This window comes from Streptomyces sp. NRRL S-337, assembly GCF_000720175.1.
Taxonomy (GTDB): domain Bacteria; phylum Actinomycetota; class Actinomycetes; order Streptomycetales; family Streptomycetaceae; genus Streptomyces; species Streptomyces siderophoricus.
Genome location: NZ_JOIX01000035.1, coordinates 29,930 through 44,174 on the forward strand (window position 1 = coordinate 29,930; position 14,245 = coordinate 44,174).

Here is a 14,245-nt window from a genome sequence, read left to right on the forward strand (position 1 = left end):
CGGGGCGGCGGCTCAGCCGGCCGGTGCGGAGGCGTCGTGGTGGCGCTGTACGTGCTGGGCGAGATCCCGCAGCCGCGGGTGCCGGTAGACCTCCTTGACCGAGATCACCACGCCGAGGTTCCGCTTGAGCCGCCCCACGACCCGCAGCGCCATCAGCGAGTGCCCGCCCAGGGCGAAGAAGTCGTCGTCAGCGCCGACCCGTTGCCGGCCCAGCACCTCCGACCAGACCTCGGCGATCAGCTTCTCGTAGGGGCCGTCCGGCTCGGCGGCCGCCGGGTCAGCCCCCGGGCCGTCCGGCGGCTCTGGCAGCGCGGCCACGTCCAGCTTCCCGTTGGCCGTCAGCGGCAGCGCGTCGAGCAGTACGCAGTCCGACGGCACCATGAAGTCCGGCAACATGGAGGCGAGATGGTCCCGCAGCCGGCCGGGGTCGGGCGCCGCCCCGCCGGACGGCACCGCGTACGCCACCAGCCGCTCACCGGCCGGACCGTCGTCGCGGACCACGACGGCGGCGCTGCCGACGCCCTCGTACGAGACCAGTGCGTGCTCGATCTCGCCCGGCTCGATCCGGAAGCCGCGGAACTTCATCTGGCGGTCGGCCCGGCCCAGGAAGGCGAGGAGGCCCTCGGCGGTGCGCCGGACCCGGTCGCCGGTGCGGTACATCCGCTCGCCGGGTCCGCCGAACGGATCGGCGACGAACCGCTCCGCGGTCAGGGCCGGGCGGCCGGCGTAGCCGTGGGCCAGCCGCGGTCCGGCGACGTACAGCTCGCCCTCGGCGCCCTCGGGCACCGGGCGCAGCGCCTCGTCGAGCACGTACAGCCGGCCGCCCGGGAGGGTGTCCCCGAGGTGCGGGGTGCCGCCGGTCATCCAGGTGACCGTGGCGTCGACCGTGCATTCGGTCGGGCCGTAGAGGTTCAGGGCTTCCGGGCCGCCCGCACCGGCCGCCTCCGCGAGCTCCCGCCAGGTCCGTGCCGGCACCGGTTCGCCGCCCATGAACAGCCGGAGGGTCCGCCCGTCGGTCCGCGGCGCGGTCAGCGTCCCGCGCAACAACTCCCAGTGGGACGGCGTGAGATCGAGGTCGGTGACCGCGTGCGCGTCGAGCACGACGGCCAGCCGGGCCGGGTCCTTGCGGTCCTCCTCGGTCAGTACGACCACGGTGTCGCCCCGGCAGACCCGTGCCCACTGTTGCACCGACGCGTCGAAGGACACGCTGGCGTTCCAGGCGACCACCCGGGGCGCGGCCGCGTAGGCACCGGCCTCCTCCAGCCCCGCCAGCAGGGCGGCCACCCCGCCGCGGGACGCCTCCACACCCTTGGGGCGGCCGGTCGAACCGGAGGTGTAGATCAGGTAGGCGGGGTCGAGCGGAGTACTGTCCGCCGGATCCACGGGGAGGCCGCCCTCCGGCGCGGGGGCGTCGCCCGGGGCGTCCGGATCGAGGACCACGGCCCCGGCCGCCGCCCCGAGCGCGGTGCCCTGCTCGGCGAGCAGTGCCGCGATGCCGGCGTCCCGGGCCATGAACGCGAGCCGTTCCCGCGGATAGTGCGGATCGAGCGGTACGTACGCGGCACCCGCCCGCCACACCGCCAGCAGCGCCACGACGAGCCGGGCCGTACGGGGCAGCGCCACGCCGACCCGGGCGCCGCGGCCGACGCCGCGGGCGGCCAGCGCGCGGGCCAACCGGGCGGTGCGGCGGTCGAGTTCGGCGAAGGTCAGGGACCCCTCGCCGTCCCGTACCGCGATCCGCTCCGGGTGGTCCCGCACCACCCGGGCGAAGCGCCGGACGGCGTCGACCGGCTCCGGACGGAGGTCAGCCATGAACAGACTCCTTGTGCCGCGCGGGGGCGTCCCGCGGAGAGGGAGGTGAAGGGAAGTGAGGGGGTGGGGCCGGCGGTCCGGTGGGCCGTGCGGCGGCCGGTCAGCCGAACGCGGCGGCCGGAGGCACGGTGGGCCGGCAGTCGGCCAGTTCGACCGGCGCGCCCATCGACACCGCGATCCGGCGGTCGCCGCGGAACGGGTCGCGGCCGTGCGCGGTGAGGATGTTGTCGACCAGCAGCAGATCGCCCGGCTGCCAGGGCTCACGGACCGTCGCCGCGTCGTACGCCGCCTGGACGGCGGCCAGGTCCTCCTCGGTCAGCGGGCTGCCGTCGCCGAAGGCCGTACGGAAGGGCAGCCCGTCGGGTCCGAACTCGTCGAGCAGGATCTCCCGCAGCTCCTCGTCCAGCGACCACTCGTTCCAGAAGACCAGGTGGTTGAACCAGACCTCGTCCCCGGTCACCGGGTGGGACAGGACCCCGGGCCGCACCTGGCCGGTGCGCAGATTGCCGTCCTCCTGCCAGGCGTGCGCGATCAGGTTGTCCGCGCAGTAACGCTCCACCACGGCCCGGTCGTCGGAGCCGAACGCGCTTCGCCAGTCGGTGGAGATGTGGTCGGAGTAGCTGCGGCGGAGCAGCCAGCCGGTCTGCCGCATCTTCGCCACCAGGGGCGCGGGGATGCCGGCGAGCACCTTGCGGCAGTCGGCGACCGGGGTGGCGCCGCCCTCCTCGGGCGCGGTCAGGCAGGCGAACAGCAGCAGGCCGGGGAAGGTCAGGGTGTAGCTGTTCTCGTTGTGCATGTGGATGCGCTGGGACGGCGGCAGGTCCGTGGACGAGTAGACGCCCTGGCCGAAGTCGCTGCGCGGGGTGGCCTTTTCGCGGTACGGCGTGGACTCGGGGATGAGCACGTCGCGGACCGCGGCGACATCACCGACCTCCGTCAGGGGCAGACCGCGCAGATACACGGCCCCGTGGGTGTGCAGCGCCCGGGTCAGTTCCGGGCGGACGGCGGCGAGCCAGGCACGGGCCGCGGCCATGTCGGCCAGGCCGGGTGTCCGGGCCAGTGCGGGCTTTCCGGGGGCGAGTTCCCAGGCGAGCGACGGGGAATCCGGCAGGTTTGCAGGACGCACGTTCAGCACCTTTCACTCAGCGCCTTTTCGGGTACGGCATTCCGGGGCACCGTCAGGTCAGCCGCTGTAACTGCCGAGCGCATTGTTGGCCGCGAGGTCCAGCCGGTCCACCATCCAGGTTTCCAGGCTGCTGTCGCTGCGTTCCGCGGCCGCGCGGTACCGGGCGATGCGTTCCGGGGTGAGCTGAATTCCGACGGATGCGGTTTTGCGGGTGGCGGACGGTTCGGTTTCCCGGGCGGCCCGGACGTTCGCCCGTAATTGATTGCGCGACCAGCCCAGTTCCTCGGCCCGGTTGAGCCAGTAGTCTTGCTCATGGGGCGGCAGCGACGCCACCTCCGCGTGGTGGTGGAAGCTGAGGCTGTCCCGCCGGCGGGACACCTCGAACCGCCTGGCCACCCAGGCGTAGTTGCGCAGGGTCTGGTAGTCGAGGCCGACCGCGTCGACCGCCCTGCGGTAGCGGTCGGTGTAGCGCCACTGGCCGTAGATCAGCCAGTCGCCCAGGCACCAGGCCGACGAGTTGGCGACGGCCGAGATCCGCCGGCCCGCGCTCTTCCAGGTGTCGTAGCTGACCGCGGCCGGTATCTGGAGGCCGACGCGGGTGACGAAGACGCCCCGCGCGGCGTCGTCCGGCGTGGTCTGCCGGGGCCGTACGGCGGGGAGTTCGGTGATTTCCTTGCCCGACCCGGCGCGCGGAGCGGTGCCCAGGGCTGCGGACGATGTGCTCAAAGCTTCTCCTCGGTGCGGTTGCTTCGAACCGGACGGGTTCCGCGCACCGGCCGGACCGCGCCTACGGTCCGGGTGCGACGGCCGCCCGTCAGAAAATGCTCGGCCCGGGGCGCTCAGAACGGCCCGGTGTGCGGGGTGGGAACGCGGCCCCAGGCCGAGTCGCCGAGGACGGCGCCCGAGGCGCCGGAGGTGAGGTGGCCCGCGCGCTCGACGGACGGAGCGGAATGGTCAATTCCATATCCGACGGCTGTGGCCAGGACGGCGGCGATGGTGAAAACGCGCAGGATGCGAGGCATCGTGGTCCCCCATTGTGCGGCCAAGGATGTGGCTGGCGCCGCTTATCCTCTTCGGCCCGCCAAGATCATTGGACTGCGGACGGGGTGCACAAATGTAACCTGCATAGTTGTGAACGATGAAGAACTGGGTCGATGTCGGTGCAATGGGGGTGAATTACCCTCAGGTCGGGTATGCGGCGATGCGCTGAGCTACTACCGGCGCATTCTCCGTGACGGAACGGCGAGCCGCGAGACCGCCCCGCCGTGCCTGCGCGCACTCGGTCTCGTCACCGACGACCCACGGACACCCGGCGTCACCACCCCGGTCCCGCCCGAGGCCGCGGCGATCGCCGCGCTGCGCCCCATAGAAGAGGCGATCGCCGACCAGCAGCGCACCTACCGCTCCGTCCAGGCCACCCTCTCCGTCTTCACCCGGACCTACGACGACGCCAGGAAAGGCGAACAGCCCACGCTCACCGTCCTCAACGGCGCCACGGTCATCAGCAACGCCCTGGAGGCCGCCGTGAGCGGCTGCCGCGAGGAACTGCTGACCACCCAGCCGGGCGGCGGACGCCCGGAACACCTGCTGAGCGAGGCGCTCGACCGGGACCTGCGGATGCTCGAACGCGGCGTCCGGCAGCGGACCATCTACCAGCACACCGTCCGCTCGCACGCACCCACGCTGGCCTACATCGAGAAGGTCACCACCGCCGGGGCCGAAGTGCACACCCTGGTCGAGGTGTTCGAGCGGATGATCATCTGCGACCGGCAGGTGGCCTTCATCCCCACCACCGAGGAGCGCAGCGACAGCGCCCTGCAGATCCGGCACCCCGCACTGCTGCGCTTCCTCGTCGCGCTCTTCGACAGCGCCTGGTCGCGTTCGGTGCCGGTCGGACCGGGCGGCGTACCGGCCCGCTCCCCGCTGATCACCTCCGACGTCCAGCGGGCCATCCTGCATGCCGTGGTGTCCGGCGAGACCGACGACTCCATCGCCCGGCGGATGGGCATGAGCCGCCGCAGCGTCGCCAAGCACATCAGCCGGGTCTCCCAGCAGCTGGGCAGCAACAGCCGTGCCCAGCTCGGCTATCTGCTGGCCACCTCCGGCCTGCTGTGGCTGCCGGAGCCGCCCGGCGGCCCTCCGCCGGAACGGACCTTCTGACCGGCCCGGACGCGGACCGGACGGGCGCACCGGACGGCGTCCTCACCGGGTCGCGTCCGACCTGTTCTCCTGCAACTCCACGGCCTCGTACAGCGCCTTGATGTTGCCGCTGCCGAACGTCCGGGCGCCGAGCCGCTCGATGACCTCGAAGAACAGCGTTCCGCGCGGGTGCCCGGACCGGGTGAAGATCTGCAGCAGCTGGCCGTCCTGGTCCTGGTCGGCCAGCACGTTCAGGTCCCGCAGCTCGTCGACGGAGTGCCGGGAGAGCGTCAGCCGGCCCGGGATCAGGTCGTAGTAGGTGCCGGGGGTGTCCAGGAAGCCGATGCCGCGCGCCGCCAGCAGCCCCACCGAGCGCACGATGTCGTCCGACGCGAACGCGACGTGCTGCACGCCCGCGCCGCCGTGGGAGGCGAGGAACCGGTCGATCTGGCCCGGTGCGCGGCCGGTGTCCGGCTCGATCAGCGTCAGCGTGACGGTCCCGGCGTCGTTCTGCACCACGATCGAGTCCATCGCCTGCGCGCCGACGACGATGCGCTCGCTGAACACCGCGGCGAAGCCCAGCGCCCGTTCGTAGTACTCGACGGTCGGTCCCAGCCGCCCCGGCTCCAGACACACCGCCAGGTGGTCGATCCCGTGCAGCCCGGTGGCCGCCGGGCCGGGCGCACCGGCCGCCGGTCCCGGCCGCTGCACGAAGGTGTGCACCACGTCCCCGAAGCCGGCGATCGAGGCGGTGACCACCCCGTCCCGCTCGGCCGGCCCGGCCACCGGTTCGGCGCCCCGCCGCACCGCCTCGGCGAACGTGGCCGCCGCGTCCGGGGTCCCGAGCGCGATGTCCCGGATCCCGTCACCGTGACGCGCGACGTACCGGGCGGCCGGATGCCCGGCGTCCCGCGCGGCGGTCAGCACCAGCCGGATGCCGCCAGCACCCACCGCCACGGTACGGACCCCGTCCCCCGGGACACCGGATGCGCCGAAGACACCGGGGGACCGGTCCAGGACGCCGAAGCCGTAGCACGCGGTGAACGGCTCCGCGGCGGCCGCCAGGTCCGCGACCGCGAACCCGAGGTGATCGAGACGGAGTTGGCGGAGCGGTCCGGCGGGGACCGGGGTCATCGCAGACATCCCGGGTCAGCCCCTGCCGTCCTGCGCCGCGGCCATCGCCGCCACCAGGGAGGCCGGCCGCAGATCCGTCCAGTGCTCCTCGATGTACGCGGTGCACTCCGCCCGCCCGCGGTCGTCCAGCCGCACCTCCCAGCCCGGCGGGACCTCGGCGAACGCCGGCCACAGGGAGTACTGGCCCTCGGCGTTGACCAGGACCTTGAACGTACCGTCCGTGTCGTCGAAGGGATTCATGACGATGACCTTTCAGGAGGATCGAGGGGGAGTGCGCCCAGCCGCCGGTCGGGATCGGCGGCCACCTCGCGCAGCAGCCGGACGTAACGGTCCGCAAGCCGCTGCACGGTGGCACGGTCGAACAACTCGGTCGCGTATTCCAGGCTGACGTCCAGCGCCCCCGGCGCGCCGTCCGGCGCCGTACGGCTGACCAGGTCGAAGGCCAGGTCGAAGCGGGCCGCGCCGGAGCCGGCCAGCCGCCACTCATGGGCGGTGCCGTCCAGCACCAGCGCCGACCCGGCGGTGTTCAGCAGCCCGAACGCGATCTGGAACACCGGGTGGTGGGCCAGGCTCCGCGGCGGGTTGACCGCCTCCACCAGCAGGTCGAACGGGACGTCCTGATGGGCGTAGGCCGGGATCCACGCCTGCCGCACCCGGTGCAGCAGCTCGCCGAACGGCGGATCGCCGGAGGTGTCGGTGCGCAGCACGACGGTGTTCACGAAGAAGCCCACGAGATCGTCCAGCGCCTCGTCGGCGCGGCCCGCGGTCGGGGTCCCCACCACGATGTCCTCACCGCCGCCCAGCCGGGTCAGCAGCCCGGCCAGCGCGGCCTGCAGCACCACGAACAGCGTGCAGCCGCTGGTCCGGGCCAGCTCGTCCAGCGCCCGGCGCAACTCCGCGGGGATCACGAACTCCACCACGTCGCCCGCGCCGCCGGCCACCTCCGGGCGCGGACGGTCACCGGGCAGCGGCGTGCACTGCGGGATCCCGGCCAGCGCGGCACGCCAGTGGCCCAGCGCCCGCGCGAGCGGACTGTCCGGGTCCGCGCGGTCGCCGAGGACCCGGCGCTGCCAGGCGGCGTAGTCGCGGTACTGGACCGGCAGCGGGGGAAAATCGGGTGCCGTGCCCGCGCGCCGGGCGGCGTACGCCCGGGACAGGTCGCGGAAGAACGGGGTGAAGGACCAGCCGTCGGCGGCGATGTGGTGCAACACCACCAGCAGCACGTTCTCCTCGCCGGTGCGGAACAGCGCCAGCCGCAGCGGCAGCTCGCATTCCAGGTCGAACGGGGCGCGGACGGCGCGGGACAGCAGCCCTTCCACCTCGGCCGGCCGGCAGTCGGTGACGGTCAGTCCGGGCCGGGCGTCGGCCGGGTCGAGGACCACCTGGTGGGAGGTCTCCCCGTCGGCGGGGAAGACCGTCCGCAGGCTTTCGTGACGAGCCGTCACATCGGCCAGCGCGGCACGCAGCGCGTCGGTGTCGACCGGGCCGGGCAGCCGGAGGACCAGCGGGATGTGGTAGCCCGGATCGGCGTCCCCCATCAGCTGGTAGAGCAGCCACAACCGCCGCTGCGCGTGCGACAGTTCGGCCCGGCCCTCGCGCGGCCCGGGCACCAGCGGGACGCGGGCCGCCGGGCCGGCCTGCTTGCGCTGCTCCAGCCGGGCCGCCAGCCCGGCGACCGTCGGCGCCGCGAACAGGTCCTCCAGGCCCGGCCGGACGCCGAGCGCGGCGCCGATGCCCGCCGCCGCGCGGGTCGCGGTCAGCGAGTGCCCGCCCAGCGCGAAGAAGCTGTCGTCGATGCCGACCCGGTCCACGCCCAGCACGTCCGCGAAGACCCGGCACAACAGCCGCTCGGTCTCGTTGCGCGGGGCCCGCCCGGCACCCTCGAACACCGGCGCCGGCAGCGCCCGCACATCCAGCTTGCCGTTGTTGGTCAGCGGCAGCCGGTCCACCACCACACAGGCGGCGGGGACCATGTGGCCGGGCAGGGCCAGCCGCAGAGCGTCCAGCAGCCGGGCCGGCCAGTCCTCCCCGACGGTCGCGGCGGTGGCCGGCGCGGCCGGGACGACGTACCCGACCAGGTTCTTGCCGCCGTGGTGGTCGGGCAGCGGAACGACCGCCGCCCGGGCGACGTCGTCCCGGCGGGTCAGCTGGTGTTCGATCTCCCCGAGCTCGATGCGGAAACCGCGCAGCTTGATCTGGTTGTCCTCGCGGCCGAAGTACTCCAGCAGCCCGTCCGCGCGGTACCGCACCAGATCGCCGGTGCGGTACATCCGGCTGCCGTCCCGCGCGAACGGATCCGCCACGAACCGGCCGGCGGTCAGCTCCGGCCGCCCCCAGTAGCCACGGGCCACGCCCCGCCCGGCAAGATAGAGCTCGCCCACCTCGCCCGGGCCGACCGGCCGCAGCTGCTCGTCCAGCACATGGGTGCGCACACCGGCCAGCGCCGAGCCGATCGGGACCGGCCCGTCGCCCACCTCCGTGACCAGGTGCCGGGTGGCGAAGACGGTCACCTCGGTCGGCCCGTACACATTGACCACCGACCCCGGCCCGGAGCCCGCCAGCGTCCGCGCGACCGCGCTGGGCGAGGCCACCTCGCCGCCCATCCACACCTGGCAGCCGTGCCCGAAGGCGTCCGGGGACTCCTCCGTCATCAGGTTGAACATCGACGGGGTGATGAACGTGGAGGTGATCCGCTCCGCGGCGAGGGTCCGCACCAGCGTGGCCGGATCCAGCCGCCCCGGCGGCGCGACGACCACGGTCCCGCCGCGCAGCAGCGGCACCAGGATCTGGTACACCGACGCGTCGAACTCCAGCGGCGATTGCAGCAGCACCCGCGCGTCGATACCGGCCCAGCAGTCGTCGGCCGCGAACTCCACCACGTCCCGGTGGCTGATGGCCACGCCCTTCGGGCGGCCGGTCGAGCCCGAGGTGTGGATGACGTAGGCGAGTTGCTGCGGCAGCACGGGCGGCGGCGGAGCCACGGCGTCCACCGGCGCGCGGTCCAGCAGCTCCCCGACGACCCGGACCGCCACCCCGGCGAGCGCGCCGGTGGGGTCCTCGGCGCAGCTCGCCCGCAGCGCCGCGGCCCGCTCCGCGGTGTCCACCAGCACCAGGTGGGTACCGCACTCACCGAGCACCGTCCGCAGCCGGGCGGCGGGGGAGCGGACGTCCAGCGGGGCGTAGGCGCCGCCGGCCTTCAGCGTGCCGAGCAGGGCGACCACGACGTCCGGGCCGCGCTCCATCAGGATGCCGATGCGGTCCTCCGGCCGGACGCCGCAGCCGGCCAGGGCACGGGCGAGGGCATCACTGCGTTCGTCGAGCGCGCCGTAGGACAGCGCGGCACCGCCGCCGTGCCCGACCGCGGGCGCGTCCTTCTTCTCGCCCACCCGGGCGGCGAATACCGATGTGATGGTGCTCGGCGCTTCCGGCAAGCCGAATCCCCTTTCGGCACGGATGAGTTGGCCCGGATCTGCATTCGGCTTCCACCGCGGTCCGGCGACGGCGCTCGGCAACGTAGGTCGGTGCCGGAAGGGGTGTCAAGGAACCCGCGGTGTCCCGCCGGCGGGACACCGGACCTTGCTTGTGCGGATTCCCCGCGGCCGGTTGAATGACCGCCGCATCGCCTTTCCGCACATTCCTTTTGCAATTCCGGAAGAGCGCAATGGGATGAGGTCTTCCCGATGACACTGGACGGCACCGGCGCCGCACCGCACGGTCCGCGCGGCGCTCGCGAGGAGATCCTCCGGGGTCTGTTCGCCGAGATCCTCGACGCCCCCGACATCACGGCCGACGACAACTTCTTCGCGCGCGGCGGGACCTCGATGCTCGCCGTCCGGCTGATCAACCGGATCCGGACGGTGCTCGGCGTCAAGATCGGGGTGCGGGCGCTGTTCGGCGCCCAGACGGTCGCCAAGCTCGCCGCCCACCTCGCCGCCGACGACCCCGTGCACCCTCCCGCGACCCGGGTGACGCCCCGCCCGGACTCCGTACCGCTCTCCTCCGGCCAGCGCGGACTGTGGTTCCTCGACCGCCTCGCCGGTCCCGGCGCCACCTACAACATCCCGGTCGTCACCCGGATCACCGGCACCCTCGACGACCGCGCACTGGCCGCCGCACTCGGCGACGTCGTCACCCGCCACGAGGCACTGCGCACCCTCTACGGCGAGCGGGACGGCGAGCCGACCCAGCGGGTACTGCCCGCCGACGAGGTGCGCATCGACCTGCCGTTGACCGACCGCACCCCGGACACCCTGCCCGCCGCGGTGGCCGCCGCGAGCGCCCATGTCTTCGACCTCACCGCCGAAATCCCGCTGCACGCCGAGCTGCTGCGGACCGCGCCGGACCGGTGGGTGCTGGTCCTCGCGCTGCACCACATCGCCTGCGACGGCTGGTCGGTGAGCCGGCTCGGCCGTGACCTGTCCGCCGCGTACGCCGCCCGGCTGCACGGCCGGGCCCCCGACTGGCAGCCACTGCCCGTCCAGTACGCCGACTTCGCGCTGTGGCAGCGCGCCACGCTCGACGAGGAGTCCGTGCCCGGCTCCCCGGTCGCCCGCGGACTGGCCCACTGGCGCACCGCCCTGCGCGACCTGCCCGAGGAACTGCCGCTGCCCGCCGACCGCCCCCGCCCGGACAGGCCCGGCACCGCCCACGGCACCCTGCGCCTCCCCGTCGACGCCGCCACCCGCGCCGGCATCCGGCACCTCGCCCGCACCGGCCACGCCACCGAACTCATGGTGGCCCAGGCCGCGTTGGCCGCCCTGCTGACCCGGATGGGCGCGGGCACCGACATCCCGCTGGGCACCGTCGTGTCCGGCCGCACCGACGAGACCCTCGACGAACTGATCGGCTTCTTCGTCAACACGCTGGTGCTGCGCACCGACACCTCCGGCGACCCCACCTTCGACGACCTGCTGGCCCGGGTACGGGACACCGACCTCGCGGCCTTCAGCCACCAGGACCTGCCCTTCGACCGGCTCGTCGAGGAACTCCAGCCACCCCGCTCGCTCTCCCGGCACCCGCTGTTCCAGGTGGTGCTCTCCTGGGCGTACGGCGGCGACCTCGGGCTGGAACTGGCCGGCGCGACCTGCGTCACGGACCGCGCGCAGGCCCAGGGCGCCAAGTTCGACCTGGAGTTCGCCTTCGACGAGCGGCCCGACCAGGACCTGCTGGAACTCTCCCTCACCTACAGCACCGCCCTCTTCGACGAGCCCACCGCCCAGACCCTGGGCGAGCGGCTGCTCCGGCTGCTCGACCGGGCCGCGGCCGATCCGCAGGCGCACATCGGCGCCCTCGACCTGCTCTCCGCCACCGAACACGAGCAGCTCGCCCGCGACTGGCAGGGCACCGTCCGGCCGTCCGCACCCGGCACCGTCGTCGAGGCCTTCGACGCCCGGGCCGCCGCCGCACCCGACGCCCCCGCCGTGGTCCACGGCGACACCGCCCTGACCTACGCCGAACTCGCCCGCCGGGCCGAGCAGTTGGCGCGGGAACTGATCCGTTCCGGAGTGACCCCCGACACCGCCGTCCCGCTGCTCATGGAGCGGTCGGCCGACCTCTTGGTGGCCCAGCTCGCCGTCCTCAAGGCCGGCGCCGCCTACCTGCCGCTGCACCCCGCCCACCCGGAAGCCCGCCTCCGGGCGGCCCTGGCGGAGGCCGGCAGCCCGGTGCTTCTCGCGGACCCCGCGCACCGGGAGCACCCGGCGGCCACCGGGCACACCGTCCTGACCCCCGGCGCCCGCCCCACCACGGACCGCGGCCGGCCCGCCGCACCGCCCGCCGTCCACCCCGACCACCTCGCCTACGTGATGTACACCTCCGGCTCGACCGGCGAGCCGAAGGGCATCGGCACCACCCACCAGGGCGTCCTCGACCTGGCCCGCGACTCCTGCTGGGGCCTCGGCCCCGGCGACCGGGTGCTCTTCCACGCCCCGCACGCCTTCGACGCCTCCACCTACGAGATCTGGGTGACGCTGCTGAACGGCGGCTGCGTGGTCGTCGCACCCCCGGGCGCACCCGACGGCCCGGCCCTGACCCGGCTGATCACCCGGCACCAGATCACCCACGTCCATCTGACCGCCGGGCTGTTCCGCACCGTTGCCGAGGACCACGCGCACTGCTTCGCACCCGTCCGCGAGGTGCTGACCGGCGGCGACGCGGTGTCCGGACCGGCCGTCGCCCGGGTCCTGGCCGCCTGCCCCGACACCGCCGTCCGCGCCCTGTACGGCCCGACCGAGACCACCCTGTGCGTCACCCAGACGTCCTGGCACCCCGGCGAACGCGCCGACGGCACCGTCCCGTTGGGCCGCCCGATGGACAACACCCGGGCCCACGTCCTGGACGAGGCGCTCCGCCCGGTCCCCGCCGGCGTCGTGGGCGAGCTCTACCTGGCCGGCGCGGGCCTGGCCCGCGGCTACACCGGCCGCGCCGCACTGACCGCCGAACGCTTCGTGGCCTGCCCCTACGGCGCCCCCGGCGAGCGGATGTACCGCACCGGTGACCTCGTCCGCCGGGACACCCGCGGCCGGCTGTTCTTCCTCGGCCGCGCCGACGACCAGGTCAAGATCCGCGGCTACCGGATCGAACCGGCCGAGGTCGAGACGGCGCTCGCCGCCCTGCCCGGCGTCCGCCAGGCCACCGTCACCGTCCGCACCGACCCCGCCGGCGAGAAACTGCTGGCCGGCTACGTCGTGCCCGAACCGGACGGCCCCGCCCCCGACCCCGCCGCCCTCCGCGCCCAACTGGCCGCCCGGCTGCCCGACTACATGGTGCCCGCCGCGCTCCTCACCCTGGACGCCCTCCCGCTGACGCCCAACGGCAAACTCGACCGCCGTGCGCTGCCCGCCCCGCGGTTCGCCGCGGCCCCGCACGGCCGGGCCCCGCGCGGCCCCCGCGAGGTCGTACTGTGCCGCCTCTTCGGGGAGGTCCTCGGCCTGCCCCCGGTCGGCATCGACGACGGCTTCTTCGAACTCGGCGGGCACTCCCTGCTCGCCACCCGCCTGGTCCACCGGATCCGCTCGGTGCTCGGCGTGGAACTCGGCGTCCAGGACCTCTTCCGGGCCCCGACCGTGGCCGGGCTGAGCGCCCTCGCGGCCGCCGGCAGCACCGGAACCGAGCTCGGCGAGGTACTCACCCTCCGCGCCGACGGCGACCTCCCCCCGGTCTTCCTGATCCCCGCCGCCAACGGCCTGAGCTGGGCCTACGCCCCCCTGCTGCGGCACGTCCCGGCCGGCCACCCGGTGCACGCCCTCCAGGACCCCCGGCTCACCGACGGCAACCCCGGCCCGCGCACCGTCGCCGACCTCGCGACCGGCTACCTCGCCCGGATCCGCGCCCTGCGCCCGCACGGACCGTACGTCCTCGCCGGCTGGTCGTTCGGCGGCACGGTCGCCCAGCAGATCGCCACCGACCTGGCGGCACAGGGCGAACCGCCCGCCTTGCTGGTCCTCCTCGACGCCTACCCCGGCGATGTCCTCGGCTGGGGCACCACCCTCGACCCGCGCACCCTGCTGCCGCTCGCCCTGGACGGCATCACCGTCGAGGCACCCGACGGCGCCGGCCTGCCCCCGGCCGCCGCCCTGCACGACGCGCTGCGGACCGCCGGCAGCGCCCTCGGCTCCCTCGACGAACGGACCGTCGGCCGGCTCGTCGAGGTCGCCCGGCACAACGTCCGGGCCCTGGCCGAACACCGGCCGGGCCGCTACTCCGGGCCGGTGCTCTGCTTCGACGCGGCAGCCGGCCACCACCCCGCCGGCCCCGCCTCGGAGACCTGGCAGCCGCTCCTCGACGGCCGGGTGGACACCGTCGCCGTCCGCGCCGACCACACCGGCATCGTCACCGCCGCGGCCATGCCCGAGGTCGGCCCGGTCGTCGAGGCCGCCCTCAAGGCGGCGGCCCCACCGGCCTGACCCGTGCCCCGCCCATCCGCCGCAAGGAGGAGCATGTCCCGCCGCCGACGCCCCACGGAGACCGGACCGCGGAAACACCCCGGCAATACCGCCGCCATGCCGCCCAACTACCGTTTCCACCAAGGAAATC

At 74.2% G+C, this 14,245-nt stretch carries 9 protein-coding genes; 2 read left to right on the forward strand and 7 right to left on the reverse strand.

Going from position 1 to position 14,245, the window contains the following annotated elements; genetic code table 11:
* Nucleotides 1-12: 12 nt before the first annotated feature.
* The 4 genes from IG62_RS0123580 to IG62_RS0123595 form a co-directional block, all read right to left on the reverse strand.
* Complete coding sequence (locus IG62_RS0123580) at nt 13-1,812, reverse strand: non-ribosomal peptide synthetase (RefSeq protein WP_051798472.1); 1,800 nt, start codon at nt 1,810-1,812, stop codon at nt 13-15.
* Between the two features lie 100 nt (nt 1,813-1,912).
* Nucleotides 1,913-2,938: a TauD/TfdA family dioxygenase gene (locus IG62_RS0123585; RefSeq protein ID WP_234326703.1), complete on the reverse strand. Its 1,026-nt coding sequence runs from the start codon at nt 2,936-2,938 to the stop codon at nt 1,913-1,915.
* Nucleotides 2,939-2,995: 57 nt separating this feature from the next.
* Nucleotides 2,996-3,664 (reverse strand): LmbU family transcriptional regulator, encoded by a 669-nt coding sequence (locus IG62_RS0123590; protein ID WP_310723174.1) that lies wholly within the window; start codon nt 3,662-3,664, stop codon nt 2,996-2,998.
* A gap of 113 nt (nt 3,665-3,777) precedes the next feature.
* The gene (locus IG62_RS0123595; protein WP_030806687.1) at nt 3,778-3,960 is read right to left on the reverse strand and encodes a hypothetical protein; all 183 of its coding nucleotides are present in this window, start codon (nt 3,958-3,960) and stop codon (nt 3,778-3,780) included.
* Nucleotides 3,961-4,069: 109 nt separating this feature from the next.
* Here IG62_RS0123595 and IG62_RS0123600 point away from each other — a divergent pair, with 109 nt between their 5' ends.
* The gene (locus tag IG62_RS0123600; RefSeq protein WP_234326706.1) at nt 4,070-5,098 is read left to right on the forward strand and encodes a LuxR C-terminal-related transcriptional regulator; all 1,029 of its coding nucleotides are present in this window, start codon (nt 4,070-4,072) and stop codon (nt 5,096-5,098) included.
* 42 nt (nt 5,099-5,140) lie between these two features.
* Here IG62_RS0123600 and hppD read toward each other — a convergent pair whose 3' ends face one another.
* The 3 genes from hppD to IG62_RS0123615 are packed head-to-tail and all read right to left on the reverse strand — an operon-like array spanning nt 5,141 to nt 9,642.
* On the reverse strand, nt 5,141-6,220 hold the full coding sequence (gene hppD, locus IG62_RS0123605) for a 4-hydroxyphenylpyruvate dioxygenase (RefSeq protein ID WP_234326707.1): 1,080 nt from the start codon (nt 6,218-6,220) through the stop codon (nt 5,141-5,143).
* A 6-nt stretch (nt 6,221-6,226) separates the two neighbouring features.
* Complete coding sequence (locus IG62_RS0123610; RefSeq protein ID WP_030412366.1) at nt 6,227-6,451, reverse strand: MbtH family protein; 225 nt, start codon at nt 6,449-6,451, stop codon at nt 6,227-6,229.
* Complete coding sequence (locus IG62_RS0123615; RefSeq protein ID WP_051798475.1) at nt 6,448-9,642, reverse strand: non-ribosomal peptide synthetase; 3,195 nt, start codon at nt 9,640-9,642, stop codon at nt 6,448-6,450. The genes IG62_RS0123610 and IG62_RS0123615 overlap by 4 nt, the downstream gene beginning before the upstream one ends.
* Nucleotides 9,643-9,891: 249 nt before the next feature.
* Between IG62_RS0123615 and IG62_RS0123620 the strand changes: the two genes are divergently transcribed.
* A complete protein-coding gene (locus IG62_RS0123620; RefSeq protein WP_051798476.1) occupies nt 9,892-14,115 on the forward strand; it encodes a non-ribosomal peptide synthetase in 4,224 nt (1,407 codons plus the stop codon).
* The last annotated feature ends 130 nt before the right edge of the window (nt 14,116-14,245 follow it).